Origin of the sequence: Methyloceanibacter stevinii, assembly GCF_001723355.1 — a bacterium.
Taxonomy (GTDB): domain Bacteria; phylum Pseudomonadota; class Alphaproteobacteria; order Rhizobiales; family Methyloligellaceae; genus Methyloceanibacter; species Methyloceanibacter stevinii.
The window spans coordinates 485123-510638 of sequence record NZ_LPWE01000011.1 but is presented as its reverse complement, the minus strand read 5'-3'; the positions used below and the strand labels follow the sequence as shown (position 1 = coordinate 510638).

Annotated in this window: 24 protein-coding genes, 1 tRNA gene, 3 pseudogenes and 2 riboswitches; of the genes and pseudogenes, 12 read left to right on the top strand and 16 right to left on the bottom strand. The window is 60.6% G+C overall.

Features of this window, described 5'->3' with window-relative positions; genetic code table 11:
* Positions 1 to 20 precede the first annotated feature (20 nt).
* From AUC70_RS09230 to AUC70_RS09210, 4 genes are all read left to right on the top strand, one after another.
* Entirely contained in the window at positions 21 to 1997 is a 1977-nt protein-coding gene (locus tag AUC70_RS09230) for a sigma-54-dependent Fis family transcriptional regulator (RefSeq protein WP_206599348.1), read from the top strand.
* 1101 nt (positions 1998 to 3098) lie between these two features.
* Complete coding sequence (locus tag AUC70_RS09225) at positions 3099 to 3893, top strand: (Fe-S)-binding protein (protein ID WP_206599347.1); 795 nt, start codon at positions 3099 to 3101, stop codon at positions 3891 to 3893.
* Positions 3893 to 5314: a LutB/LldF family L-lactate oxidation iron-sulfur protein gene (locus tag AUC70_RS09220; RefSeq protein WP_069444535.1), complete on the top strand. Its 1422-nt coding sequence runs from the start codon at positions 3893 to 3895 to the stop codon at positions 5312 to 5314. Before AUC70_RS09225 ends, AUC70_RS09220 begins: the two co-directional genes overlap by 1 nt.
* Positions 5315 to 5620: 306 nt before the next feature.
* Positions 5621 to 5977: a LutC/YkgG family protein gene (locus tag AUC70_RS09210; RefSeq protein ID WP_158007419.1), complete on the top strand. Its 357-nt coding sequence runs from the start codon at positions 5621 to 5623 to the stop codon at positions 5975 to 5977.
* On the opposite strand, the pseudogene AUC70_RS09205 reads toward AUC70_RS09210, so the two are convergent.
* The 11 genes and pseudogenes from AUC70_RS09205 to AUC70_RS09160 form a co-directional block, all read right to left on the bottom strand.
* Positions 5974 to 6891 (bottom strand): annotated as a pseudogene (locus tag AUC70_RS09205) (Rossmann-like and DUF2520 domain-containing protein); the annotation flags it as partial. The gene AUC70_RS09210 and the pseudogene AUC70_RS09205 sit on opposite strands and share 4 nt — an antisense overlap.
* 324 nt (positions 6892 to 7215) lie before the next feature.
* Entirely contained in the window at positions 7216 to 7602 is a 387-nt protein-coding gene (locus tag AUC70_RS18385) for an adenosylcobinamide amidohydrolase (protein ID WP_280138240.1), read from the bottom strand.
* Positions 7592 to 7906 (bottom strand): annotated as a pseudogene (locus tag AUC70_RS18850) (adenosylcobinamide amidohydrolase); the annotation flags it as partial. The gene AUC70_RS18385 and the pseudogene AUC70_RS18850, both read right to left, overlap by 11 nt.
* The gene (locus AUC70_RS09195) at positions 7903 to 8667 is read right to left on the bottom strand and encodes an ABC transporter ATP-binding protein (protein WP_206599345.1); all 765 of its coding nucleotides are present in this window, start codon (positions 8665 to 8667) and stop codon (positions 7903 to 7905) included. The gene AUC70_RS09195 and the pseudogene AUC70_RS18850, both read right to left, overlap by 4 nt.
* The gene (locus AUC70_RS09190; RefSeq protein ID WP_425283592.1) at positions 8667 to 9659 is read right to left on the bottom strand and encodes a FecCD family ABC transporter permease; all 993 of its coding nucleotides are present in this window, start codon (positions 9657 to 9659) and stop codon (positions 8667 to 8669) included. Before AUC70_RS09190 ends, AUC70_RS09195 begins: the two co-directional genes overlap by 1 nt.
* Positions 9656 to 10495, bottom strand: coding sequence for an ABC transporter substrate-binding protein (locus tag AUC70_RS09185; protein ID WP_069444530.1), 840 nt, complete (start codon positions 10493 to 10495; stop codon positions 9656 to 9658). The genes AUC70_RS09190 and AUC70_RS09185 overlap by 4 nt, the downstream gene beginning before the upstream one ends.
* Positions 10496 to 10497: 2 nt before the next feature.
* Entirely contained in the window at positions 10498 to 12471 is a 1974-nt protein-coding gene (locus AUC70_RS09180; RefSeq protein WP_083241439.1) for a TonB-dependent receptor plug domain-containing protein, read from the bottom strand.
* 146 nt (positions 12472 to 12617) lie between these two features.
* Positions 12618 to 12829, bottom strand: a riboswitch (cobalamin riboswitch).
* A gap of 102 nt (positions 12830 to 12931) precedes the next feature.
* Complete coding sequence (tolA, locus tag AUC70_RS09175; RefSeq protein ID WP_069444528.1) at positions 12932 to 14086, bottom strand: cell envelope integrity protein TolA; 1155 nt, start codon at positions 14084 to 14086, stop codon at positions 12932 to 12934.
* Complete coding sequence (locus AUC70_RS09170; protein ID WP_280138238.1) at positions 14083 to 14499, bottom strand: biopolymer transporter ExbD; 417 nt, start codon at positions 14497 to 14499, stop codon at positions 14083 to 14085. Before AUC70_RS09170 ends, tolA begins: the two co-directional genes overlap by 4 nt.
* Before the next feature lie 4 nt (positions 14500 to 14503).
* Positions 14504 to 14887 (bottom strand): ExbD/TolR family protein, encoded by a 384-nt coding sequence (locus tag AUC70_RS09165; protein WP_206599344.1) that lies wholly within the window; start codon positions 14885 to 14887, stop codon positions 14504 to 14506.
* Positions 14884 to 15585, bottom strand: a complete 702-nt coding sequence (locus AUC70_RS09160) for a MotA/TolQ/ExbB proton channel family protein (protein ID WP_069444525.1) — start codon at positions 15583 to 15585, stop codon at positions 14884 to 14886. Before AUC70_RS09160 ends, AUC70_RS09165 begins: the two co-directional genes overlap by 4 nt.
* 226 nt (positions 15586 to 15811) lie before the next feature.
* Positions 15812 to 16020: riboswitch (cobalamin riboswitch) on the bottom strand.
* A 581-nt stretch (positions 16021 to 16601) separates the two neighbouring features.
* On the opposite strand from AUC70_RS09160, the gene AUC70_RS09155 reads away from it, so the two are divergent.
* Positions 16602 to 17819, top strand: a complete 1218-nt coding sequence (locus tag AUC70_RS09155; protein ID WP_069444524.1) for a hypothetical protein — start codon at positions 16602 to 16604, stop codon at positions 17817 to 17819.
* Positions 17820 to 17920: 101 nt separating this feature from the next.
* On the opposite strand, the gene AUC70_RS09150 is transcribed toward AUC70_RS09155, so the two are convergent.
* A tRNA-Met gene (locus AUC70_RS09150) sits at positions 17921 to 17997 on the bottom strand.
* A gap of 881 nt (positions 17998 to 18878) precedes the next feature.
* On the opposite strand from AUC70_RS09150, the gene AUC70_RS09145 reads away from it, so the two are divergent.
* Positions 18879 to 19157: a type II toxin-antitoxin system RelE/ParE family toxin gene (locus AUC70_RS09145; protein ID WP_069444523.1), complete on the top strand. Its 279-nt coding sequence runs from the start codon at positions 18879 to 18881 to the stop codon at positions 19155 to 19157.
* A 14-nt stretch (positions 19158 to 19171) separates the two neighbouring features.
* A complete protein-coding gene (locus AUC70_RS09140; RefSeq protein ID WP_069444522.1) occupies positions 19172 to 19459 on the top strand; it encodes a HigA family addiction module antitoxin in 288 nt (95 codons plus the stop codon).
* A gap of 19 nt (positions 19460 to 19478) precedes the next feature.
* On the opposite strand, the gene AUC70_RS09135 is transcribed toward AUC70_RS09140, so the two are convergent.
* From AUC70_RS09135 to AUC70_RS17550, 4 genes are read right to left on the bottom strand one after another with little or no spacing between them, the layout of a single operon-like run.
* A complete protein-coding gene (locus AUC70_RS09135) occupies positions 19479 to 20660 on the bottom strand; it encodes a patatin-like phospholipase family protein (protein ID WP_069444521.1) in 1182 nt (393 codons plus the stop codon).
* Positions 20657 to 22033 (bottom strand): anti-phage 6A-MBL system cap2_3 protein, encoded by a 1377-nt coding sequence (locus AUC70_RS09130; protein WP_158007418.1) that lies wholly within the window; start codon positions 22031 to 22033, stop codon positions 20657 to 20659. Before AUC70_RS09130 ends, AUC70_RS09135 begins: the two co-directional genes overlap by 4 nt.
* Positions 21988 to 22962, bottom strand: a complete 975-nt coding sequence (locus AUC70_RS09125) for a hypothetical protein (RefSeq protein ID WP_069444519.1) — start codon at positions 22960 to 22962, stop codon at positions 21988 to 21990. Before AUC70_RS09125 ends, AUC70_RS09130 begins: the two co-directional genes overlap by 46 nt.
* Positions 22962 to 23438, bottom strand: a complete 477-nt coding sequence (locus AUC70_RS17550) for a hypothetical protein (protein WP_206599343.1) — start codon at positions 23436 to 23438, stop codon at positions 22962 to 22964. Before AUC70_RS17550 ends, AUC70_RS09125 begins: the two co-directional genes overlap by 1 nt.
* A 101-nt stretch (positions 23439 to 23539) precedes the next feature.
* Between AUC70_RS17550 and AUC70_RS17545 the strand changes: the two genes are divergently transcribed.
* The 5 genes and pseudogenes from AUC70_RS17545 to AUC70_RS09110 all read left to right on the top strand — a co-directional run bounded on the left by AUC70_RS17545 (position 23540) and on the right by AUC70_RS09110 (position 25441).
* Positions 23540 to 23821: a hypothetical protein gene (locus tag AUC70_RS17545; RefSeq protein WP_206599342.1), complete on the top strand. Its 282-nt coding sequence runs from the start codon at positions 23540 to 23542 to the stop codon at positions 23819 to 23821.
* Between the two features lie 47 nt (positions 23822 to 23868).
* Positions 23869 to 24207 (top strand): hypothetical protein, encoded by a 339-nt coding sequence (locus AUC70_RS17540; RefSeq protein ID WP_206599341.1) that lies wholly within the window; start codon positions 23869 to 23871, stop codon positions 24205 to 24207.
* Between the two features lie 50 nt (positions 24208 to 24257).
* Positions 24258 to 24398, top strand: a pseudogene (locus AUC70_RS18600) (helix-turn-helix domain-containing protein); the annotation flags it as partial.
* 45 nt (positions 24399 to 24443) lie between these two features.
* Positions 24444 to 24584 carry a hypothetical protein gene (locus AUC70_RS17995; RefSeq protein ID WP_244505559.1) on the top strand — a complete coding sequence of 47 codons (141 nt, stop codon included), beginning with the start codon at positions 24444 to 24446 and terminating at the stop codon, positions 24582 to 24584.
* Entirely contained in the window at positions 24581 to 25441 is an 861-nt protein-coding gene (locus AUC70_RS09110; protein WP_069444517.1) for an ImmA/IrrE family metallo-endopeptidase, read from the top strand. The genes AUC70_RS17995 and AUC70_RS09110 overlap by 4 nt, the downstream gene beginning before the upstream one ends.
* The last annotated feature ends 75 nt before the right edge of the window (positions 25442 to 25516 follow it).

The following is a 25516-nucleotide window of genomic DNA, read 5'->3' as shown; positions in this document are numbered from 1 at the left end:
GAGATCACTTCGACCGAGTCATGAAGGTCGCGGCCACTCCTGCGCCGCCGCTCAAGACGGGCGACAACCAGAACATCATCCATCGTTCGTGGTTTCGCTGCATAAACGAGCTCCACCTGAATCCGGGCGAGAAACCCGCGCCGCACGTTGAGACGGCCGACCGCCTGTCGCAAAGCTGTGAGCGGATTGGTGACTTCCTAAATGTTGCGCGTGCAGGCATCGGCCAGTTGTTCAAGCAGGCACCTGACGTAGGCTACGTGCTGCTCACCGACGCCGACGGCGTCGTCGTCGATTCACTCGGCACCGACTGCTGGGGCGACAGCCTGGGTGAAGCCGGTCTACTCGCTGGTGCAAACTGGCACGAGACATACGCGGGAACCAATGGCATCGGCACCTGCATCCATGAGCGCACGGCGCTCACATGCCATCACGATGAGCATTTCTTTGCGGGCAACATTAGCTTGAGCTGCGATAGCGCTCCGTTGTTCGATGCGACTGGAAATTTCATGGGCGTTCTGAATGTCTCCGCCCTTCCAACTCCGACGTCGCACGGCAACTACAGCTTGGCTGCGTACCTTACGATGTTCTACAGCCAAGTCATCGAGGGCGCGAGTTTCATGCGCCACTTCCGCGACTGTTGGATCCTGCGGCTCGGCACCGCCTCGGAGCTGCTCGAAGTGTGCACCGACATGATGCTGGCGCTGGATCGCGACGGCACAATTGTCGGCGCGACCTCGACTGCGCTGCGCCAGCTCGGAGGCGATCCGAGCAATAGCCAACCCCAACATGGCAACGCCAGTTCACTGGCTGACCGGCATCTGTCCGAGGTCTGCAGCTGCACGCCGGACGAGGTCTGGAATATGATGCGCACGCAGTCGACGTCAGAGCGACATGTTCTAACGACGGCCGATGGGCAGATCCTGTGCGCGTCCGTCGTAGCCCCACGGACCGTTGCCCGCACGGGCAAGCCGCAGAGCCGCGCTACCACGCGCTCGGATTATTCCGCACTCAACGAACTCGCCGGCGACGACCAGCGCATGACGCATCTACTCGATCACGCCCGCAGACTAGTCGACAAGCAGGTCAGCATCTTCGTCCGGGGCGAGACGGGCACAGGCAAGGAGGTTCTGGCGCGAGCCTGCCACCTCTCAAGTGAGCGTGCGGGGAAAGCGTTTATTGCAGTCAACTGCGCGGCGCTGCCTGAGACGTTAATCGAGAGCGAACTGTTCGGCTACACCGCAGGAACGTTTACAGGCGGGCGCGGCAAAGGCAAAAAGGGCCTCATCCAACAGGCTGATGGCGGAACTCTGTTCCTCGACGAGATTGGAGACATGCCTCTGCACCTGCAAACACGACTACTGCGCGTGTTATCGGAACGGGAGGTGCTGCCGCTCGGCGCCAGTACGCATGTGCCCGTCGACCTAACGGTGATCAGCGCCTCGCACCGAGACCTACGCAAGCTCATCCTGGAAGGGCTATTCCGCGAGGATCTGTTTTATCGTTTGTGCGGCGCGACGCTTTTCCTTCCACCTCTACGGGACCGGCAGGATCGCAGCCACATCATTAGCCGGCTTCTCGAACAGGAGTCCCAGAAGCTGGGGAACTGCCCGCACATTGCCGACGACGCGATGGAGTTGCTCATGCGCTACCAGTGGCCCGGCAACGTCCGCGAGCTGCGCAACGCCTTGCGCTTCGCGCTGGCCATCACCGACGGGCCCTCCATCCATGCTGAGCACTTGCCGTTCGAGATTCGCTTTCCCGGCGCGGCGGCGAGCGGTGCCGGGGGCAGCGCACTCCTCGACGCTCCGCAGTTGTGGGAGACTCACTCGCCGCCTCTCGCCGAGACCGATGCAAACGATCCGGCAGTCAAGTTGAGGGCCTGCCTGCGGCAAAACAAATGGAATATAACGGCAGCGGCGGCCGAGCTCGGGCTATGCCGGTCGTCTGTCTATCGGCAGATGCGGCGCTTCGGAATCGTACCGCCTACACACATTTGAGGAGCGCGTTCGACGCACCTTCGGGTTTGATTCCCAAGCCGGAGCGTTCGCCTTCTGGCATGCATGTGAAAGGGCGGCACGCGCGCGATACCGTCGATCACCCAATGGCCATTCTGAGACAGCTTACAGGCGGGTGCGACCCCAGGGCGGCAGGGACTCTACTCAACTTTCGCAACGGACGTTCGTCCGTTGCCAGACGAAAGACCCCTCGAACACTCTGTCGGCTGTTGCGCGAATTGCTCAAGTGTAGTGTTGCCGCGCGACACTTGTCGTGCCGTTCAGGCACCTCTTGATGAAGCATGGCGAGAACGTGCAAGAGCATTGTGCGCCGCGAGATCAACTAGACGCGTTGGGCTTGTGCCCATGCACCACGCTGCATCCCGACGAATTATAATGCTGGAAAAAAAGACCAGCGGCTATGGTGGAACAGCCGCTGGTCAGAGGAAGGTGGACGTGCTCAAAGGCGAGCACCAACAAACTTGTAAAAGCAAGTCTGGTGCCAATGCCGGAACAGCGTCGTTTCCGGTAGTCCACAACGCCTTACATCCCTGCGAATAATGGTGTTTTCGTTCGGGGGCGAACGCCGTACCCCTTCGCTGGAAGAGCGGTTCCTGTTGCGCGGAGAGCGCAACTGCTGTTGCGCCAACGCGACAGATGTAGCCTCAATGAAGGACGGTCACAAAGTCTGCAGGCGCCGGCGCGTTTGACTGCAGAAGAGCGTCGCGCAGTGAAGAAGACCAGCAGCCCAAGGGAGAAGGAATGGGCCGCTGGTCTTCGGGGAGGAGCGCCGGGCATGAGGAGCCACGACACGTTCAACTAAAGCAAGTGCAATGCCAACACCGACGACGGCCGCAAAAGCACGGACCGGCTGTTGACGCATTCGACAGGTTGCGATGGCTCGACAAGCTGTGCACGCTTGCACCTGCATCTCAGACATCGATGTTCGTTCGTGCGTTTCAACAGCGAAACAAGCGATCCCGGTTTGATCGTCAATCTAGATTATGTACCATGCGCGCCGAACTTACGGCTCGGGTCCTGCGACCTTCGCGCTTCGCCTACAACCAGGTTCAACCCATACCCTGCAATAAAGCAAAGCCAACAATGCAGCTCGGAATCGAAGAACAGGAGCCTGGGACCATGCCCCATGTGGGCCTCTTCGTGACATGCCTTGTCGACTTCCTGCGCCCCAGTGTTGGATTTGCCGCAGTCAAGCTCCTCGAGGATGCGGGGTGTACGGTCGACGTTCCGCAGGGGCAGGTTTGTTGCGGTCAGCCGGCCTACAATAGCGGCAACTCCGACGGGGCGCGCCGGATCGCCGAACAGGTTATCGAAGCATTTTCCGGACTGGACTATGTCGTAGGCCCTTCGGGTTCTTGCATTGCCATGATCCGCAAAGAGTATCCGGAGATGTTCAAGCACGATCCCGTCTGGCATTCCCGGGCGGTTGCGCTCGCCGCGCGCAGTTTCGAACTCATGTCCTTCCTTTCCGACGTGCTTGCCGTGCGCCCGACACCGGTGCGCTTCGACGCGACGGCGACCTATCACGATAGCTGTTCCGGTCTCCGGACGCTCGGCATAAAGGAGCAGCCGCGCGCGCTTCTGTCTCACGTGGACGGCCTCACACTCAGCGAGATGTCCGACACCGAGACGTGCTGCGGGTTCGGTGGGACCTTCTGCGTCAAGTATCCGGATATCTCGACGAAGATGGTATCCGACAAGATCGCCAATCTCGAAATCACAGGCGCCGACACGGTGCTCGGCGGAGACTTGGGATGCCTTCTCAACATCGCGGGACGCCTGCGCCGTCTTGGTAGGTCCACGCGCGTATTTCACGCCGCCGAAGTCCTGGCCGGAATGGCCGATCGCGCCGGCATTGGAGAATCAGAGAGGCGTTGATGGAAGTCGAAAGCAGCGCCTTCCGCAAGCGCGCCGCGCAAGCGCTCGCCGATCGCAACCTTCAGAAGGCCATCGACGACCTTAAGAGCGGCTTCGTGGCGGCACGTGCGAGGAATGTGGCCGCGCTGCCTGAGTACGCCGCCATGCGTGAGGCGGCACGCAATATCCGGCAACACACGCTAGACCATCTCGACGTCTACCTGCGGCGCTATGAGCGCGAGGTCCTAGAGCGCGGCGGACAGGTGCATTGGGCGCGAACCGCCGGAGATGCGCGCCGTATCGTACGCGAGATATGCCGTAAGGCCGGTGCCAAGGTCGTCGCAAAGGGCAAGTCCATGGTCTCGGAAGAGATCGGATTGAACGACGCTCTTGAGGCGGACGGCTGCGAAGTGATCGAGACCGACGCGGGAGAATATATCCTACAGATCGCGCGGGAAGCGCCGAGCCATATCGTGGTGCCGACGATTCACAAGACGCTGGAGGACATATCCGATCTCTTCTACGATCACCACAAAGCCTACGGATATTCCGATCGCGTGTTTGATGCCGCGTCCTTGATCGCGCAAGTGCGCAGCATCATGCGAGACAAGTATTTCGCCGCCGATGTCGGCATCACCGGGGCAAACTTTCTTGTTGCCGAAACCGGTTCCAGTATCATCGTCACCAACGAGGGAAACGGCGATCTCACGTCCACGTTGGCGCGCGTCCACATCGTCACCGCGGGAATTGATAAAGTCGTCCCCACCCTGAACGATGCGACGGCTTTGCTGCGCGTATTGGCGCGCAGTGCCTTGGGGATGGACACGACCTCCTATACGACGTTCTCGACAGGGCCACGGCACTCCGACGACCTCGACGGCCCAGAGGAATACCATGTGATCCTGATCGACAACGGTCGAACCCGGATGCTTGAAGGCGACTTCCGGTCCATGCTGCGGTGTATCCGTTGCGGCGCCTGCATGAACCATTGTCCGGTCTATTTGTCAGTGGGCGGACAGGCCTATGGCTGGGTCTACCCCGGCCCGATGGGCGCCGTGTTGACGCCGATGATCGCCGGTCTCGACAAGGCGCTCGAACTCCCCCACGCCTGTACGCTCAACGGACGCTGCCAGCAGGTCTGTCCCGTCGACATTCCCTTGCCCGACATGCTGCGACGGCTGCGCGAAGAGCAGTGGGACCGAGGTCTCACCGACGGACGTGTCAGTTGGGGCGTTCGGCTGTGGGCTTGGCTCGCCGCGAGGCCATCCCTGTACCACGGCCTGACGCGTGTGATGGCTTCCGTACTCGGGCTGCTAGGACGTTCGAGAGGCAACTTTCGGCGCTTGCCTTTTGCGAAAAGTTGGACCGCCGGGCGTGACTTTCCAGCGCCCCAAGGTCCGACCTTTCTCGCGGCATGGTCCAAGAGAGCAAAGCAGTCATGAGCTCGTTGGACCGCGATATCGTCTATGCGCGCATTCGGCTGGCACTCGACAAGAGCGGGTCCAACCGGGGATCGCATGAAGCCCGGACCGGCGAATGCCAGCGCGCCCGACTGCGCCACGCCCTGCGATCCCTGGAGACCATGTCGCCGAGTTCATCGCCAAGGCTCGCGTCAATCTCTTTACGGTTGAACAGATCATCTCGCCGCAATTGCTCGTCCCTACCTTGGGGACGCTGCTCTCCGAGATGGAGGCGCCGGTAGAGCTCAGCATAGCGCCCGCCTTAGCTCAGTTGAACTGGCCGCGAGAGTGGCGCGTTCACGTCGGCGCGGCCGCAAGGTCGAGCAGCTCAGCGTGACGCTGGCATGCGCCGGGATCGTGGAGACCGGGAGCGTTGTATTCTCCTCAGGGCAGGACACGCCTACAACACTGAACTTTTTGCCGGACGTCCACGTCGTCGTTTTATACGCATCGACAATCGTGCCCTACCCCGAGGACCTTTGGCCGCGTCTGAAGTCCGCCGGGGGCTGGCCGCGCACCGTCAACTTCATAGCGGGGCCGTCGCGCACCGCCGACGTCGCCGGCACGATTGTCCGGCCGGCCCATGGGCCGAAGTCGGTGCATCTCATCATCGTCGGCGGCAACGAGTCGAACGGCGCCGTCTAACGCCCTTCGTCACCGGGGACGCAGTCTCCAAGCTGTTGTCCCGCGCGAAGGATCTTCTCGACAAGGTTCAGATCGCCGGCGTTCGCATTCGCTTTCCCGAGGGACAGATCGACGGCGATGAGTCCCAGCCACCGGTAGACCTCGCGCACGTCACCGTCGAACGCCGAAAGCCTTTCCAGTTGATTGATGATCGTTCGGGTGTCGCCGCGAGCGATTGGCCCCGTGAGCGCGTGTGCCGGTCCGCTGCTGACGACATTGTCCAAAGTCTCACGCATCAGCGGCTCCAACACACGGACGGCCTGTTCTTGCGGCAGACCAGCTCCTTCCAAACATCGGACTCCGGCCTCGACCAGGGCTGACATGTAGTTGCAAACGATTATCGCGCCCGTGTGATAAAGGAGCTTTTCCGTCGCATCGATCTCGAAGCACCAACCACCAAGGGCGCCAAATGCTTCCTTGACCCAGATTTTTGCCTCTTCGTCACCCTCGAGGCCGACGGGCGTCCCTGCGAAGCTTTCCACGGCACGACCGGCACTGCGGAAAGACTTCAACGGATGAGCCGAACAACACAGCGATCCTCGCTTCCTCAAATCATCGAATATGTTCGACGGCAGGGCACCGCTGCAATGGACTGCTATGGAGTCCTTTGCGGCAATTTCAGTTTGCGCCAACGCCTTCGCCACGTCGGGCAGCGCATCGTCCCGGGTCGTCACCAAATTCACGTCGGCCTTGGTCAAGCTGGCCAACCGTGAGACCGGAACGCCGGCGCCGATGAAATCGACTGCCTCCCGAGCTCTGGAGGCAGTGGCATTGAAAACGCACTGAATATCGCAAATCTTCGCGTGCGAGAGGAGGTATCCGAGCGTCCGCCCGACCACGCCGCCGCCAATGATATTCAAGGTCTGGCTCATTCGCTTGTCCCTGACACATGTCCCTGAGGAAAGAGAGTATCCTCAGAAGCGCGGAAGATTACTGGCCGCAGAGTCTATATTGGCCAAAGCGCCTGCTTCACAGGATCTCTGGTCTGTGTGGCCAACAAGCGCCCACCGTCCCGGTGGGCAGCGGCCACGGCGGTTGTTGGGCCCGCAAGGCATGTGCCCGATCCATGTCCGATGAAGGCACCGATAAACACCCATTCTCAGTTAGTTATGCCTCATGACGACCGTTGATGCTCGCCTGTCGCTGGAAAAAGTTGGGGGAACTTGGCAGAAGGCCAACGCTCCATATGGCATACCGCACTATTTGGACACGCATGGCGCCGGCCCAAGATCTGGACGTGTGGCGAGCCAGTTGTCGGCTCCCCGGGCCACGGCATCGTACACGGCGCGGCCGAGCGCCTCTCCGACTTCCGTATGCAGACCCGCAAAGGCAACCGTCTCTCCATGGCCCTCCATTGGCGCGGCCAAGGCAATGCAGTCCGTGCCCGTCCCCGTCGCAACGCCTTCCGGCAGCGACCAGCGCGCCTCCATCACGGCGGCCGTTCGCGCTTGGGCGGCGATGGTCAACGCCTCCACGAGCGCTGCTTCGGTAAGCCCCGCGGACACACGCACGGCAATATTGATCGTCCCCAAGCGCGCAGGTCCCGGGGGCTGCCGGTAGGGTTGCCTGCAACCGACGCGCCGAATTGGAGAACCCGACCGTGGCCAAGCAATCTGCCGTGACCTCGCCGGCGCGTGTTTGAACCAGATCGAAGGATCGAACAGCGCGCGACGTTAGCAGAGCCGGCGCATCGGACAGTCCCGCCGTTGCGAGTGCGTGCTCCAACCACGCATTGGCGTCGATCCTTTTTGGCAGATCGTGATCGCGGACTTCGCGAAACACGATCCGATGCGCGGCTGCAAATCCCGGGCGATTGAGGGTCCAGCTCAGCACCCGATGGGGGCCGTCCAACTCGGCAATCAGCCATGGCGCATCATAGGTTACCTTCACGGCGCCGCCTCCGCGCGTGCGATCGGCTGGATGACCAGGCCCTCGGGGGTTTCGCTTCGCCAGGCGGTAATGCCGAAGACGTCGCGGAGGCGCGCGGGCGACAAAACGTCTCCCGGAGGCCCATCGGCCACCAGGCGGCCGGCGTCCAGCATGACAAGCCTTGTGCAGAACCGCGCCGCGATACCCAAATCGTGGAGCGAAGCCATCACGGCATGTCCCTGCCCGGCGAGCGCATGGAAGACCTCCATCGTCGCGATTTGGTGCGCGGGATCGAGACCGGCGATCGGCTCGTCGGCCAAGAGCAGCGGCGTCTCCTGCGCCAGGGCGCGGGCGAGAAGCACGCGCGCCTGTTCGCCGCCGGAAAGGCGGGTGGCAATGCGGTGACGAAATCCGTCCAGGTCCATTTGCGCAAGCGCGGCGGACACGGCACGCACATCTTCATGAGAGTCTGCGAACCAACGCGCTCCATGAGGGATGCGGCCGAGCGCGACCAGGGTCTCCACCGAAACCGGCCAGGCAATTTCGCGGGCTTGCGGCAGCCAGGCCGCGTGCCGCGACCGGGCCTCCGTCGGGAGCGCGGCAAGTGTCGATCGTCCCTCATGCGGCAAAAGACCGAGCGCGCCGCGCATCAACGTGGTTTTGCCGGCACCGTTCGGCCCCACGAGACCAACCACTTCGCCAGCCGCAACCGCTAGCGAGACGGCGTCGACGACCTTGCGGTCTCCGCGAAACACCGTCAGATATTCAAGGCCAAGGAGCATCAGGCCTGATCCCTCCTTGTCCGATAGACCAGATGCAAGAACAGGGGCGCTCCGACAATGGCCGTGAGTACGCCGAGCTTGAGGTCGCGCCCAGGCATGATCAGACGCGCGGCAATATCGGCGGCAAGCACCATGGCCGCGCCCCCAAGCGCCGAGGCGAGGAGAAGCCTTCCGGGCCGCGCACCAACGGCGCCGCGCAAGAGATGCGGCACCACCAGACCGACAAAACCGACCGTGCCGGCTACCGCCGTGGCGGCTCCCACCATCGCCGCCACACCAGCAACCAGTGTCACGCGTAGACGCACCAAACGCGTGCCAAGGGCTTCCGCGGCGTCCTCACCGAGCGTCAGCGTATCGAGCCCGCGCCCAAGCGGCAGCAGCAGGACCAAGCCGATCAGAATGAAGGGTAGCGCCAGCGCCACATGGGTGAAGGAACGGTCAGCAAGCGACCCCATCATCCAAAAGACAATCTCCGTGGCGGCGAAAGGATTGGGCGAGAGATTCAGCACGAGGGCCGTGAGAGCACCGGCCAGGGCAGAGATTGCTATGCCTGCCAGGATCAGCGTCAAGGACCCGCCGCGCAAGCCAGCAAGCGAAAACAGGAGCGTGACCGATATGCCCGCACCTGCCAGCGCGGAAAGCGGCAAGGCGAGCGCATAGGCCGCGGTCAGTCCGGTTTGAATGGCGATCACCGCACCGAGCGCCGCCGATCCGCTCACGCCGATCAGACCAGGTTCGGCGAGGGGGTTGCGCAAATAGCCCTGCATCGCCGCGCCGCATAGGCCAAGGCTTGCACCGACCATGACCCCCAGCAGCGCCCGCGGTAGCCGTATCTCCCGCATCACCAAAGAGAGCGGTCCGGAGTCTCCCCAGATCAGCGCGGAAAGGCTCAGCTGGACCGGAATTTTCGCCGGCCCGACGACCAGCGAAACCACGAAGAGCCCCAAGACCAATAGAACCAGCCCGATGATGAGCCCATGATAACGGATCACGGGGCCACCACGTCCTCTTGGCGCGCCTCCACAAGCTCTTTGATCGCGTTGAGGACATGCGGCGTTCCGCAAATCCAATCGCGATCGGTGAGCGGGCTGGTCGACGCGCGCTCGCGCAGTGCAAGAACTGCTGGATGGTGCAGGACTTCTTCCGACCGGGAAGCGCCCGGATAGGGCTGCGGAAGCACTACAACATCGGGGTCGAGAAGGACAAGCCGCTCAAGCGGCAGCAGTCCGCCAACGGGCAAGCCGGCTTCCTTAGCCACGTTGTCGAACCCCGCGGCATCGAGAATAGCCCCGGCCAAACTTTCCGGACCGGACGTATATCCGTTCGCAGAATAAATAGCGGCCCTTGGCCGTGTGGTGAGCGCATCTCTCAACGCCGCCAGATCTGCATCGAACTTGGCCACAAGTTCGGCCGCCGCCGCTTCGCGTCCGAGAAGCTTGCCCATCTCCGTCAATCGCTTGCGCACGTCGTCAAGCGAATAGGCCGGCGCCATCGTCACCACGGGAATGCCAAGCCGCCTCAACATTGCGACCGTTGCCGTGGAGGTAAACTGACCCGCGATCACGAGGTCTGGATCGAGAAGGAAGATTTCTTCGGCCAGGCCATGGTTGACGGGATAGCGCTCCGCCTCCTCCGCCATCGCCGAGGCCCGCTCGTCCCGAGCGAGATAAGACACCGAGACGAGTTGGTCCTCCTCAGCCAGAAGCATGGCCAGCTGATCGGTGCAGAGATTCATCGACACGACGCGTGCCGGTGCGGCGTGGCCCGTGGCGACAGGAGCAATTCCCAGAATTGCCCCTGCCAGGACAAGGCCACGCAGCACTGTCATCCTTAGAACGTTCCCTGCAGGCCGGCAAAGAACACGCGGCCACGCCCCGCGTATCCCAGCACCTCCGAATACCCCGTATCGAAGAGGTTATCGATACGCCCGGTGACGGTCACGTTCGGAAGCAGCTCATGCTGCGCCGTCAGATTCAGCAACGCATAGTCCTTGAGCTGGATCCGCTCCGGATTTGAGGGGTCCACGATACCCGCCGCGGTGTAGTCGAAGTCGAAATTGTCGGCCACGGCTCGCAGTTGTGCCCCAATCAGAGTTTTATCGTTCGGCAATTGGTAAAATGCACGGACACCAACCTCATTCCGCGGACGCCGCACCTCGATTTCGCCATCCGGATCGTGGGCATCGAGATAGGTGTAGTCCACACCGAGCCGGATGCCGTTATCCAAGCGCATCTCGGCCGAGACCTCGAGCCCCTGACGTTCGCTGGTGCCATCTTCATTGATCGGGGTAGACGCGAACGTCACCGGGTCATAAATCGTGGAAATTTCGTCGGTCAGGTCGGAATGGAAGTAGGTGACATCGAGGACCACCCGATCCTGCCAGAGACGCTGCTCAAGCCCGATATCGTAACCGATGCTCTCCTCGGGCGTCAGGTTTGGATTGCCGATGAACGTCGCCGGGTCGTAACCGAACTGCTCGTAGAACGTTGGGTTCTGCACGGCCGTGCCGGCGGACGTATGCAGCCGGCTGGTCTGGTTCGGCAGAAGATAGGACAAGCCTACGGACCATGTATCCGTGTCTTCGAAATCGTCATTCTCGTCGTGACGTCCCGTTGCCTGAATGGTGAGGTTATCGTCGAAGAAGCTGCCGCGATACTCCAACACATATCCATAGAGTTGACGCGACTCTTTCTGGAGCTGCGAGGGACTGTAGACGAGCTGAGCATCGTTATTCTTGAACGTCTCATACTCGCTTTCGATCTGGGTACTGACGAGATGATTCGCGCTCTCAACATCCGCATTATCGAGCGCCACTGTCCCCCGATAATGCAGCTGCTGCCGGGTCGATGTCGTGTCGAAGGTTTTTGCACCGTTGTCGATGTCGATGGTATCGATATCGGCGAGACCGAAGAAGAATTCGCTCCGGAAGCGCTTGTTCCAGGCGTCCATCGTTGCGTACGCGGACGCAAAGTTATTGGTGACGTCGGTCTCGAGGTTCGCATCGGTCACCAAGTCGGCAACCGTCGCCGCACCGTAGTTGAATTGATCGTACTCCGAATTGCGGTCGATCCGCCGAAAGGTCGTCCCGATTACAATATCGTCGTTTACGTCGAACTCGGCGCGCGCGTTGAGCGTGCCGATCGCGTTGCCATCGGCCCCGTCGCTCGGTCCACCGGAAAAATTGTAGCCATCCGTGTTCCGCTGCGCGCCGGAAACCGTCAGCCGCGCATAGTCGTTGGCGTAGTTGAGGGATAGATTCCCGCCGATGCTCTCTTCAGAGCCCAACTCGCCCTCGCCATACGCGTGAAAGCCCGGTTCCGTCGCGGTCTTGGTAATGACGTTGACCACACCGCCGATCGCGTTGGACCCAAAGATTGAGGATTGCGGTCCGCGGAGCACCTCGACGCGTTCAATGCCATCGGACAACATGTTCGCGAAGTCGTATTCGCCGCTCGTGGGATCGGCGACCTTGATGCCGTCGATCAGCACCAGCGTGTGGTTGCCCTCTGAGCCGCGAATGCGAACTTGTGTCAAGCCGCCGACGCCGCCCGTTTGACTGACCTCGACACCGGGCAGCGCCCGCAGCCCTTCCGACGTATGCCGAATCTGTTGCTCTTGCAGATCCTTCGACTCGACCACCGTGACCGAGCGGCCGTAGCGCTCGGCCTCGATCGGCGTCAGACCGCCGCCAACGATGATCGCGTCGAGCTGAAATGGCTCAAAATCTTGCGCCCTTGCGCTATCGGGCAGCGCAGCACCCGCGGCCAAAACGGTCGCACCAAAGGCCCATATAGAATGTCTCATCGAACACCCCCCCGTGTTCCGCGCAGCACTGAAGCCGCGCGGCAGACTATGTAAATGTCATTGGAGGGGGAGACCCCCAGCCGCAGACGGTTGCATTGCGCCACCACTACGGAGGAGTCCGCCGTTCACGCGCGCGCCGCACGGAAACCGGGTGTGCTGTCCTGGCCGGTCTCCTGACTTGCGTGTCGTTGCGAGCGCTGGCCTTCCCGAGATCCCTTCGGTCTCTCAGTGGCGTATTCAGCGCCGCTCTTCGCTTACAGTTGCGGGCGCAGTCGCGGATTCGGCGCAAAGTAGCGCCCCACCGCGTTCCCTTTTCATCGGACGGAGAACCGCCCGAACCAGAACGATTTTAATTTTCGATCAAAGACCTCAGGCTTGCCAAGAACAAAACTATCGTGTGGGTGATCTTCAGCGCACATGTTGCAAATTTGCAACGCTAAGGCCTGCGGGTTTTTCCTCTTTAGAAGCGTATGGACTGTGAGAAGGAGTAGCTCGAATTCGTCAGCCCCTTTGGAGCGGCGGGGAATCGCCCGGCGCCGCGCACCGCGGACATAGCGGCCCGATCCAACGCGGAATTTCCCGAGGACCGGGCCACAGACGCGCTCAAAAGCCGTCCGCTGGTGGCCACGCGCAAATGCACAATTGTCGTACCGTGCGCATTCCCGGCAGGCCTGCGCTTTCGCGCATTGATGCGGGCGCGGATGCGAGCCCCCCAGCTGGCGATGAGGCTGCGCGCGCTCGACTTGGAGACTGTTGCCGGCCGCGACCTGGTCTTGCTCCGGCCGGCGCTTTCGCTTTCTTGCTTGGCGCCAGCGGCGCGCTGGCTTTGACTGCCCCTGCCGGTCGCACTCTCTTTTGTGCTCTGTCCTGACGAGGATTTGCGCTTCGAGGGCGCCCCCGACGGCTCGTTTCGACTGGCGCTGCCAGCAGGCGTCGGCTCTGGTCTCGAAGCGCGTGTCTTGGGTTGCTTGTCTACGTGCTCTTGCGTCTTGCGTTCTGGCCGCTTCGCCGGGGGCTGCTTTGGTTGGGGCTCCGGGCCGCTGAGCTTCTTCTCCGGCGCGCTTCGCTTCTGTTCCGGCACGCTCGGTGTCTTGTCCGGCACGCTTGGCTCGGAGACTTTGCTCGGTGCCGGTAGAGGAACGGGCGCGGCCGTCTCCGTCTTCGGCGCCTCTAGCCGTTCTTGAGTATCGGAGGGCACCTCATTGGGCGCCTCACGTTCGGGCTCGGTATTCGTGTCCGCCTTCTCGGACGGGAGAGGTTCAGGCTCAGCGGTTTCAGCCGGTTCCGATGCGGCCGGGGGAGATTCAGGCTCAGAGGTTTCGGCCGGTTCCGTCTCGGCCGGCGGCACTTTACTCCGGCGTTCTACCTCCTGTTCGGAGCTGTCTTGCGGCTCTGGAACGGCCGCAGGCGGCTCCTCCACAACAGGTTCCGGAGGCTTCTCCCATTCGGCCACCATCCCCGACAGCGCGCTGGACGCCGCCGCGACCGATACGACGACGTCTCCGGCATCTCCCGCGGACTCATCGCTCGGCGCCTCGGAATAGAAGCCAAACACCACCAGATGCAGAACGACGGCGATGGCCACGAAGACCGTCGCCTCAAGCAGCCGCTTCATTTGCGAACCGTCACCAATTGGATGTCGCGCAGACCAAGCGCGGCGAGCTTCGGAAGCAGCGCTGCCAATTTCGATCCGTTGACAGACTTATCCGCTCGCAACACGGCGATGGGGCGCGTGTCATCGCTGCAAGGTCCACCGCACTGGTCGCGCAGTGCATCGTGCAGACCGGCCAGCACAGCCTCATAGCCCACCGCCTCGCGAAAGCCGAGCCGCCCATCGGCGCCGAGATAGAGCACAAGCGTGCCGTCGGCGAGATCCGTTTCGTCCGCGCTCGGAGCCGCAACTTCGAAGGGCGGCGGTGGCGCGATCTGGGCCGTGAGCAGGAAGAATATCAAGAGGAGAAAAACGACGTTGATCATCGGCAAGATGTTCTCCCGTCGCGCGCGGTGCGTAGCTTCTCGGAATCGCACCGCCCTACTCCAACAATACGAAGTTGGAGAATCCCCCTGCTTTGAGCAGTTCCATCGTCTCGATCACCCGTTGAAGCTCGGCATCGTCGCGGGCGCGCAAGATGATCGTGTCGCTGGGCTTCTCCGTCAGTGCTTGCAACCCCCCGACGATCTGGCCGGTTGAGACCGGTTCGCCATTCAGCCTGAGCGTGGTTGGGGCAATGTCCACCAGTCGCGGCGGCCCCCGATAGGCGCTTTGGCCGCCCCCAAGTTTGAGCGGCATGGCCATGTCGTGCCCGAACTGAGCCGCTAGCATGAAGAAGATGAGAAGCAAGAACACCACGTCGATCATCGGCGTCATGTTGGGAGATCGACGGCGTCTTGCTTCGCCGAACGAAAGCCTGGTCACGCCGCAACCTCTTCTTCGCCGCAGGCACTTTCGGCCTCCTGGTCCGGGGCGCGCAGGAGGATAACCGTCGCCGCCGTCCTCATGTCATGACGAACGGCGTCGACAATGCTCTCGAACCAGACCAGCGCGATCATGGCCACGATCGCGACGGCCATGCCTGCGGCCGTGGTCAGAAGCGCCTCCCATATACCCCCCGCCAAGACAGCTGGATCGGCCCGCGTACCGGCATCCTCAAGCGTCTGAAAGGCCTCGATCATGCCAAGGACGGTGCCGAGCAGTCCGAGAAGCGGTGCTAGCGTGGCGATCAGTTCCAGGACGCGGAGCCCACTTCTCGCGCTGGTGAGCAGCCGCGTGCCGACACGGTCCGTCTCAGCCTCGGCTGCCGGTCCATCCAATGCCGGATCCTCCGATGCATGCATGGCAGCCGCGGCGAGCCGTGCGCGAAGCGAGCGGCGTTTGTCCACGAGCGCCAGCGCCTGATCGTGGTCTCCATGACGCCAAAGTCCAGCCGCCCGCGCACTCAACCCGCCGCCGCTGAACGCCCCTTGCAGAAGGAAGCTCCAGACCTTCCACAAGATCAGCGCCACGGTCACGACCGAGAGAGCTGCAATGACCCAAAGTGCAGGCCCGCCCTTGTTGAGGAAATCGCTGAGAACCGTAACAGCGTGCTCAAGCGAGATATCGAGTCCCGGCAACATGCTATGCGCCCTCGCCGCAACGCGACTGGGTCGTCATGCGCGGCGTTCGCTCCAAGCGCCCCCTTCGAAGGGATGGGTAAAGGGAGCAAACGCAGCGTTGGGGTGTCGCTGCCGCACGGAAAGACGCAGCCATGGTCGGCCCTTTGATTGAGGACGAGGGCCGAACAGTCACATGGAAGCAGAGGCAAGACGCCACGCAACCACCGCCGGACTACCCCGCCCGAAGATGTTGAACGCCGTCGTGGCAGGTCTCCTGGCTCGCGGTTTTGCCTGACGTCCGCCTTCCCGAATCTATCGAAGATTCAGTGGCTCGATTGGACGGCAGAAGGCCGCTTACAGTTGCGGGGGCAGCTCCGGCTTGGCGCAAGCGCACCGGATTCCCTCTTAGCTCCGGCACCGCGTCGATGCCGTAGAACCGCGACGAACGCGAGTATGGGGGGCACGCCTGTAGCCGTCAACGGAGACGTGCCGTCTCCCAAGAGCACAAATACCGGCACAAACCCGGCTCTTCGAAGCGCGGACCGGGCTGTGACTTCGCCGGCCGGATACCATACCCACGCCATACCAATGATGCCAAAGGTACATCACTTTGGTCGCTTAAGCGGCTCAGCGCTGACAGAACATATCAGGAACTCATTGGTCAGTCTCCAAAGACCGACAGCGGCGACATCGAAACCAGAGCGGCGGGGTGCAATTCACTGCCGCTTGCTCGCGCGGAATGGTCTGGTAATGCGCCAACTGCTAGTCGAGCAGATCAATCGCAAAATCTTACAGTGAAATACGAGTGCTTATCTCGGCGCCCGTGCGCGCTCAAATCTGTGCTCGAAGTTGCGCTTCGACTGGTCCGACTTTTTGCCGCTGACTATGCAGGAATGACGACCCTGGGCCGGCCAGCTATTCCAATTCGGTGACCGGTCGCGAATATACGTTCTCGCGCGCGCCCCAGTCGGCAACGAGCGATGCATCGGGAATCGAAGGGGGTAGAATTGTGCCGTGATGACGACGGAGGCGCTGCGATGACGTTCACACTGACACGCAAGCAATTATATGAGCTGGTCTGGTCGGAGCCTAAGCAGCGGCTCGCAGCTCAGATCGGTATTTCCGACGTGGCCCTAGCAAAGCATTGCCGAAAGCTGGGTATTCCCGTGCCGGAAAGAGGCTATTGGAACAAGCTTCAGGCGGGGAAGCCCGTCATCCGTGCCCAGCTTCCGGAACGCGACCTGGTGACAATCAACCGCGTGACGATCTCCGGCGAACTTTCGGACGAATTGCGTGCTCGTCTCACCAGCGAGCCCGGCAACACAGGCGAGGAGGAGAGTATCGAGGTCCTGGCGGAGCGGCTGCGGAACAGGCTCGGCAAAGTCGCAGTGCCGCGGGATTTTTCGCGTGCCCACCGTTCGATAGAAGCGCTGCTACGGAAGGACGAAAAGCTCCGGGAAGAGTGCGCCCAGCGGCCGTATTTCTGGAACAAGCCGCGCTTTGATGAACCTTTCGAGAGAAGGCGTTTGCGGTTCCTGAACGGGCTATTCCTGGCCTTTGAAAAGGTAGGTGCACGTCCGTGGTTACGCGGGAATGAGGCTCGGCAACTAGGTGTTCAGCTTGGAGATATCAGTCTCGATTTTCAGCTCGATGAACCGAGTAAGCTTCGGTTGCAGCGTCGGCCACTTGCAAGGAAGGCCAAGAATCCCCAGTCCCTATGTCTTGCCATCACGAACACACGCACCCCGACACCCGGCATGGTAATGGATTGGCAGGACGAAGATGGCCGGCCTCTTGAGAAGCAACTCGTGGAAATTATCGTCGGCATGGCAGTTGCTGGCGAGCAGCTTCACCGGCAGTGGCTCAAAGAGCTAGCCGAGTGGGAGCGCAAGAGAAAGGAAGAAGAACGCAAGGAAGAGATCAGACGGAAGGCGGATGCGGAGAAGCGTGAGCGGGAGCGAATCGCAACTCTGGAAAAGGCGCGCATCGATGGCCTCATTCGAGATGCCGCTTGCTGGCGGGATGCCGCGAACATTCGGGAGTATGTCGAAGCTGTTCGAATGGCAGCATCCACGGGCGACACAATCAACGTTGAGGCTTGGGCGGAATGGGCTCTGTCGGAAGCGGATAAGCTTGACCCTGTCGCCTCAGGCCACGCGATTGAACGCGACGACCAGACCGACCGACGGTCCACCCCTGAGGCGCAGACTCAACGAATGGAGAATAGCGGAGATCCGCTCGATCCCCGCAGCTAGAGATCGCGCCCAGAAGCGTTCGGGACGCCTCCACAAGGCTCACACTTCATAGACGAAATAACCTCTTTGGGGCGCCAAAAGTAAATATTACTGCATAACATTGGTTGCGGGGAGCGGATTTGAACCGCTGACCTCAAGGTTATGAGCCTTGCGAGCTACCAGACTGCTCCACCCCGCACCACAAAGTATAAACAATAACTATTCTTAATCAAGCATAAGCTTTAACTTTACTTGAAAGCGCACTTTGGTTCGGTTTATCAATCTCAGTCTTACTGGCACAACTCAGTCGATCCGATTTCCTGAAACCACTCCCACAGTTCCAGCAACAGTGCTTCGTCCTCACCGGTGAGCACGCGGCTGGCCCCATCGAACCAGTCGAGGAACCAGTATTCGATGCGGTGACAAGAAAGGTCCGGCCCTGCAAAGAAGCGGAACTCGTCGCTAGGCCCGCCCCAGGAAAGTTGCCAGCGAAAATACGCCTCTCGCTGGTTATCAAACGTACCGGCCTCAACGAAGTCGAATGCGAGGCCGTATTCGGAGAGACAGCGAGATCATCCAAAGTGTCGTCGCCTGTTTGCCACGCCTTCCAAAGGCGTCTTAGCTCCTCAAGCCTCCCTCGCAAATGCCCATCGACTCGCCTCTCGCAAGTCATATCTCTTGTACTCACACTCATATCTCTGCCTCCTTGAAAAGCGGGTTGCGCATGCAACCCGACTAGCCAAGCGGCAATGAGCGGGGTGAGGCTGTCACAGGCCGAAATGCGGCGGAGGTGGTGCGGGCCGGGAGCGTAAGCGAACTACACGGCCCGCCGCTTTTTGCCCCAAGGGCTTGGCCTTGACGGCCAGGGGCGCAGCCCCGAAAGAAGAAGAAGGAAAAGGTCAGCGGCAAAGCTGGCAGCTTACGCGCGAGGGATCGTCACCCGAATGGGCCGAGACGCGCGCAGCGGCTCGGTGAGCCAAGGCGAATAGAACCCGGTCCGGCCAAGGCCGGACGCGCCCACGCATCAAACCCATCAGCAAAATTGACAAGGTGTACATTACAGTGATACACTTGTAGACAATGATAAGAAGCTTCAGAAGCAGGGCGCTAAAGCGATTTTTTGAGCGAGGCGAAGACAGGCAGATAAAGCCGGATCACCGTGAGGCACTGCGCGATGTCCTCGCGCGGCTCGACGCCTCCTCAGCTCCTGAAGACATGAACCTGCCCGGCTTTCGGCTGCACCGTCTCAGAGGCGACTATGCGGGCTTCTGGGCGGTAACGGTCCGGGCAAACTGGCGCGTGACTTTCCGCTTCGAAGACGGCGACGCGACTGACGTCGATTACCTCGATTACCATTGAAGGAGACCAAGAGAATGATAATGCATAATCCCCCCCATCCGGGCGAAACGATCAGGCGCCAATGTCTGGAACCCCTCGGCCTGTCTGTGACCGCCGCCGCCGAAGGGCTCGGCGTTTCCCGCAACACGCTCTCGATGGTCCTGAACGGCAGGGCCGGCATTTCACCGGATATGGCGATCCGCCTCTCTAAAGGCTTCGGAGGCTCCCCCGAAAGCTGGCTGCGTCAGCAGATGCAGTATGACCTCTGGCAGGCGGAGCAGCGGGCAAGTGCGATCCAGGTTTCCAAGTTTGAAGCTGCTTAGGTGTCACCCGACTCTGCTCTCATGCTGAAGTTGCGAGCTCCGGCATGTACTGCGCAACAAGCGCTTTGGTGAGCTGCTCGCCGCGCCGGCTGAGCTTATCTATCCATTCATCAGACATGGCCGAAAAATCTGTCGGATAGGAATAGGCCTCCTCGCGCGCGACTAGATCGTCAGGAGCGTGGGCAAGTCGCGCATCGTCCTGGCCGAGATAGGGCAGTAGAAAGCCCTTAAGCCTGCCGGCCGCCTTAAGATCAAACAGGCGGTTCATCGATGCGTTCTGGGCCCGGTCGAATATGCAAGAGAACGCGCTTTCCAGTCGGGCAATCAAGAACTGGCTCGGCGGATCAAACCGTAAGCCATATCCGGCACGGCAACATATAATGGTATCGACTTCGGCGACGTTCAGGCTGACCGAAGGATCGCGATCCGGCCACAGAGGTGCCAACCCTAAGTTATCATAGACGCCGCCATCGGTCAGGATCACGCGCTCCTCTCTGCGCGAGCCATCGCGCTTGTTAAAGGGCAGCGTTTCATCGATTGCGGGCAGCAGCATCGGATAGGCGGCAGATGCCGAAACCGCATGGGCGAGTGAAATCTCCGTGCTCGCCACTTCTCCCAATCGCCACGAGCCAGTGCTTGCCCGTGAAAAATAGAATGCAGAGCCCGTCCTAAGATCCGCAGCGTTCACGATCAACAGAGGCTTGGACCGCGGCAAATCCCGAAGGCGTCGATGCTTGTAAATGTCTTCTTCGAAAACGCGTTGTAGAATGGTGGTTCGGCTGGCGAACCGCGTCAGCGGAGCGCCGCTGCGAATTCGCCAACCGCTACGATGCTCGGACGACACCATAAATGACAGTGCCCAGACCAAGGCCGATAGCACCGAAAAAAATATGCTAGTTGTCGCCAGTAGCAGCCAGCAGCAGAGCGCCTTTAAGCCCTCATTCGTCGTGAATATCTTCCAGAGAGCACGCCGAAGCAAACCTTCAGACAACAGGCTACGTACACGGGCCTCAAAGTCGCCAAAAGACTCGTCCCTCGCAGCGAACAGCGCACCGATCACACTGCCGCCCGAGACTGTCGAGATGACGCTGACGTGGTCGAGAATGCCAAGCTCGTTCAGTGCGCGAAGGCAGCCAAGATGAAACGCAATTGCGCGCGAGCCGCCACCTGACAGGGCCAATCCGATCTTAGGCTTCGTCATGCGTTCGCACCCGCCGGCGTAGGCTCGGTTCCAGCATCGGGTGTAATGGGAGCGGCTTCGCTGTTGGCCAGGATGACGCTGAGGCTATCGTCTGCCGCGATCAGCATGAGAGCCGGCAACGTCTCCATATCGAAAAGCGTGGAAAGCCAATCAATCTGAACCAGATCTATAGCGCTCGGCAGCGGAGCCGATCTTGGCGGATGCGAGTGCCACTCACCGACATAGCGCACCTGCCCCCGCGTCCGCTCCCACACGTTATCGAGGGCGTCTTGAACGCCTTGCGTCCCGCGGGTGAAGCCGTGCCTCGTCTCGACACTGTCAGGCGGCGCCGGGAGAGCCTCGATGACGTGGATGCGCTTGCTGGGGATATCGACGGTTCCAAGAAGCACGCCCCCCGTCTCCACGGGAAGTCGTTCAGCACGCAAGACCAGGATGCGATCTAGCAATCCGGAGTCGATCGTCACCATCCAGGCCATGGCAGAGAAGGACAAAACAGGTTCGGGTGCATAGGTGTGCGCCGTGACATTGCCCCCATCATGGAGCTTCCAGATTCTGATAGCGCCGGCATCCTCGTCTAGCGCACTCCCTACCCCGGTCGCAATCAGACCGCTAAGGACGGTAACGTTCGCAGGAGATGTAAGATTAGTGATGGCGCGGCAAGCACCGGTATAGGCGTAGTCGCCACCAGAGCTTTCCAGATGATCTGCAAATTCCTCCTTCCTTACCAACCATCCCAGATACTGAGCCTCGAGATCCCGAAGGCTAAGGTTGCGGTCCGCAGGTTCCGACAAAAGGACTCCTGCATCGCCTAAGGGATTAAAGAAGATGGAGATCCGCCTCGCCTGTGAGGGGTTATCCGAAAGAAAACGTTCGGCGAGAATGGACGCGGTAGCGTCGATGATAACCTCCGCTTCTGCTAATGCCTCACGGATCTTCTCTCCGACCTCGCCCTGAGCCAGGACGTTGTCTGTGATCGCGTCAGCATTGTCGGGGTCCCCGTCCAGCGTATCGGAGAGGGCTTTGGCAAGGAGGTTCGCCTTGAACTTTGTAGCTTCGGGTGCTCTGAAGATGTGCCTGCCGATGTTGTGCGGCAGCAGAATATCGGGGTCGATCACCGTCCAGCGAAAACGGCCTTCACGGATGAGGCAATCCGAGACGTGCGAGCCGATCGAGCCTGCTCCGACCAACACCGCTTTTCGGTCATCTGCTTTCTTGCGGCCGGCTAGCTGTGTCGCGAGATCCCGATCGAATTCGAGATGCACCTCTGCAGCTTGCATGGATATTGCGCGAACGGCTTCGGCTTCGACAGGGCTCTGCGCGACAGCCTTCACGTAACCAATTTCACTACCTTCATCTGCATCCCGCTGCTCCATAGCGACGCCGAGAGCGACAGCAATCTCGCCGACGGATCTATCGTACACAAACGCCCGAAGATCGGTTCCCTCCTGCTGCTCCCCCGACGGGCCGACAATCGGCATATCAAGGATGACGGCGAAGCGGGCGTGATAGCCCAGCCATTTCCTTGCCCGAACAAGCCTGAGAATTCCTCTGCAAGGTTCTCGAGAAGCTTGATGCCGCGCTCTTCCAGCATGGCGGCCAGGCTGGCGAGATTGTCTGGCGCGAACTGGAGACGCCGCATGTGCTCCGGAGCAACGCGGTAAGCCGTCATGAAAAATGGTTCAAGAGCGTGGCCCGGCGCTGCGCCATCCCGCGTTCGTCTAACACGTATCGTCGAGCGATGGGTGTCGTCGTGTACGCCAACGAGTCTATGTCCATCCGAACCATCGAGAACGGCGCGCGAAACGATGAAGCTGAGAGGGCTACCAAAGAAAACCGGATCAAGTGGCTGTCGAGCGTCATGCAAGCGACCTTCCGCTGCGCGCTTGAACCATGACAGAATCCGCTGAATGAGCTCGGCGGGAGTCCATGTGAGCCGAGCCTCCAGCCAGTTTCGATCATCAATACAAATGGCGCGCGGCATACCCTCTATGGCGAGCTGCTGATGCTCCGTATCCGGGAAATCATCCCGCAGCATGAAAATTAGGGGCATCGACTCCGTATGCCTGAAAAGGACGCCCACCCGTTCCACGCGTCTGATCGAATAGGCGCTGTCTTGCGGACGCCCGGTGCGAAAATCCAGGACGATCAGCTCCCATTCCGACTTGCGGTAAAGTTCCGACACGCCGGCAATGTGCGCGCCGTAAGTTCCAACGAAGGAAGCGAGGGCTTTAGCACCGGGTACTTCCAAGGCCTCCGCCCCCACTGGATCGCCAAAGGCCTGCAGCCAATCCTCTACGCTCATCAACCGGCCCTTGTCGTTGAGGCGGCCGCAACGGTGCTGACCATCGGAGCAGCAAGGTCGAAGGCGATTCCGCGCTCAGTGACCTTATAGGCGAAGCGCTCCGGCTTTTCGGTGGAGGGATGCTCCATCGTCACCGTGAACTCGCCGTTCTTCTCGCCGGAAATGCGCTTGTGATAATTCGCAGCCTGCCGGTGGGGAGGCTGGTTGCTCTTGTCAGCCTCAGAGCCCTTGGAAGGGATCGGGCAGCTCGGCGAAATAATATCACCGCCTTGATTCCGGCGGTCTTCGAAGAGCCACGCCACCTCGGGCACGGGCTTGGTTTCGTCTTCACCGCACTCGTGACTCAAAGCAAGGTAGGAGCAGTGATGCGGCAACTTCATCAGATCCCAAAGCAGCCGGTGCTCGTTTCCATGCTTGCGCGTGGTCTGGACGATCAATGAGAGGGTGTCGTAGTTGACGTCCGAGGCCAGGAACAAATGGGTCTCGCGCCCGCCTCGAGGAAAGTCGCCTGCATGACGATGGAGTCTTCGTTACGCGAGATGACCGTGTTTTCGTCCTGGCGCCAGCCGAAGGGGCAATGGACGAAAAACTCCGCGCGCTCGGGGCCATCCTTGCTGTAACCGGGTACCAGGCTGCCAGCATCGACGATGAGGTGCTTGCGGCTTTCGAAATCGAGGCCCTGATCCTCAAGCCATTTCCGGAGCCGTTCGGGGCGGGAGAAAACACGAATGCCTTTGCCTTCGCGCAGCCGGTGCCGCGCTTCGGCCCTGACGAGCCGCGCATCGCCGACAAGATTTTCCTCCAGGATGGCGGCGGCCGGGACCCACAGCTCGTCAATCTTGATGCGGCCGTCGCCTGATAGAGGGCAGCGTGCCGCAGCCAGAAGAATTCACCTAAGCCCTTGCAGTGATCGGTATCGGTGTGAGTGATGCAGAGGACATCGAAATAGTCCCTCCCGGCCTTCTTGAGATCCTTGCGAAGCTCTTCGGGAAGATCGCAGCGCTTGTCTGCGGCATCGTCGACGTTCCTCATGGCGGCATAATCGACGAGGATCTTCCGCCCGTCGGCGAGATCGATGCAAAGGGTGTCGGCATTGCCGAGAGGAAAGGCATGAATGCGAGCTGTCATATTCGTCTCCAGTATATTTTGGCGCCGGGCCTTCCAGCCAGCGGCGGAACAGTATTCTTGACTGAGGTATTAAAAGTTCGGTACTCTGAACATTACATAGCGAGTCGAATTCGGTAGTCAAGGACAAATTGTTCTGACTAGCGAACCGACCGAAAAGCAAAGAAGGGCTGAAGGATGACCACCGCTCTGGGGGAGAAATTACAGAGCTGCGCAAGGGAAAAAAGCTGACACTGGACCAGCTCGCGGTACGAACCGGCTCCAGCAAGAGCTACATTTGGGAGCTTGAGAACAGGACGCCACCGCGACCATCGGCAGAGAAGCTATCTGCCATCGCGACCGAACTCGGGGTCACGATGGATTATCTGCTGGGTAAAGATCAAACCATCACGGAAACTGACGCCACAGATGAGATGTTTTTTCGCAAGTACCGAGAGATGGATCCTGATGTGAAGAAGAAAATCCGCCGCATGATCGAGTTGTGGGAGGATGAATGAGCAAACCGTTTGGGCCGGAGCGATGGGCCAACGATATCTCGATTATCTTACGGACGGTCCTCGGGGCTGATCGCTTTCCCATAGATGTGAAAGCCGTCGCGCGGGAAATCTCCGCCCAAAAGTTTCCCGCGGATCCGATTACGATGATCCGCGGCGATGCTCTTAACCGCTTTGAAGGCGCTCTGGTGCCCGCGCCGGCGGGTAGAACCGGATGGGGCATCCTCTACAATAACGACATCAAGTCGAACGGGCGGATCAACTTCACGCTCGCTCACGAATTCGGTCACTACCTGCTTCATCGATTCGCATACCCCAAGGGCCTTCGGTGCAGCAGCGAAGACATGAGAAACTGGAAGTCGGAATTCGGTCAGCTAGAGCAGCAAGCAAACACATTTGCCGCGACGCTCTTAATGCCCCTTGACGATTTCAGGGGCCAGATCGGGGCGCGTGACCGTCCCACGCTCGATGAACTTGGAAACTGCGCCGATCGATATGAGGTTTCGCTTATCGCCGCGACACTCCGCTGGCTCCATTTCTGCGACCGGCGCGCAATGCTCGTTCTTTCTAGAGATGGATTTATCCTTTGGGCGCGTCCAAGCGAGCCGGCTCTGAAATCCGGGCTCTACTATCGGACACGCAACGCACCACCGATTGAGCTCCCTTCCCAATCGCTTGCAATGCGCCGCCAGAGCTGTGGGACTTCTTACGCCGAGCACGACGAGCAAGTCTGGCTGGGACAGGCCTGCTCCGAGAACGTGATAGTTTCCGACAACTACGACTGCACGATCTCACTTCTGCATTTCGACGATGCGGCATTTGAGGCGCGCTGGAGTGGACGCGCCGCCGCAATGCAGTAACATCGAGCTTCTTCATGCAGATATCGTTTGCAGACGATGGTTAGGCCGCGCCCTAAGCGGGCGCGGCCCAGAAAG

Coding starts and splice junctions, on each gene's coding strand:
- AUC70_RS09110 (WP_069444517.1), top strand. CDS start 24,581: ATGAGCAAACCGTTTGGGCCGGAGCGATGGGCCAACGATATCTCGATT.
- AUC70_RS17545 (WP_206599342.1), top strand. CDS start 23,540: ATGGACGAAAAACTCCGCGCGCTCGGGGCCATCCTTGCTGTAACCGGG.
- AUC70_RS09135 (WP_069444521.1), bottom strand. CDS start 20,660: ATGACGAAGCCTAAGATCGGATTGGCCCTGTCAGGTGGCGGCTCGCGC.
- AUC70_RS09130 (WP_158007418.1), bottom strand. CDS start 22,033: ATGGAGCAGCGGGATGCAGATGAAGGTAGTGAAATTGGTTACGTGAAG.
- AUC70_RS09155 (WP_069444524.1), top strand. CDS start 16,602: ATGACGTTCACACTGACACGCAAGCAATTATATGAGCTGGTCTGGTCG.
- AUC70_RS09125 (WP_069444519.1), bottom strand. CDS start 22,962: ATGAGCGTAGAGGATTGGCTGCAGGCCTTTGGCGATCCAGTGGGGGCG.
- AUC70_RS09220 (WP_069444535.1), top strand. CDS start 3,893: ATGGAAGTCGAAAGCAGCGCCTTCCGCAAGCGCGCCGCGCAAGCGCTC.
- AUC70_RS09140 (WP_069444522.1), top strand. CDS start 19,172: ATGATAATGCATAATCCCCCCCATCCGGGCGAAACGATCAGGCGCCAA.
- AUC70_RS09195 (WP_206599345.1), bottom strand. CDS start 8,667: ATGCTCCTTGGCCTTGAATATCTGACGGTGTTTCGCGGAGACCGCAAG.
- AUC70_RS09180 (WP_083241439.1), bottom strand. CDS start 12,471: ATGAGACATTCTATATGGGCCTTTGGTGCGACCGTTTTGGCCGCGGGT.
- AUC70_RS09145 (WP_069444523.1), top strand. CDS start 18,879: ATGATAAGAAGCTTCAGAAGCAGGGCGCTAAAGCGATTTTTTGAGCGA.
- AUC70_RS17995 (WP_244505559.1), top strand. CDS start 24,444: ATGGATTATCTGCTGGGTAAAGATCAAACCATCACGGAAACTGACGCC.
- AUC70_RS09185 (WP_069444530.1), bottom strand. CDS start 10,495: ATGACAGTGCTGCGTGGCCTTGTCCTGGCAGGGGCAATTCTGGGAATT.
- AUC70_RS09225 (WP_206599347.1), top strand. CDS start 3,099: ATGCAGCTCGGAATCGAAGAACAGGAGCCTGGGACCATGCCCCATGTG.
- AUC70_RS09230 (WP_206599348.1), top strand. CDS start 21: ATGAAGGTCGCGGCCACTCCTGCGCCGCCGCTCAAGACGGGCGACAAC.
- AUC70_RS09160 (WP_069444525.1), bottom strand. CDS start 15,585: ATGTTGCCGGGACTCGATATCTCGCTTGAGCACGCTGTTACGGTTCTC.
- tolA (WP_069444528.1), bottom strand. CDS start 14,086: ATGAAGCGGCTGCTTGAGGCGACGGTCTTCGTGGCCATCGCCGTCGTT.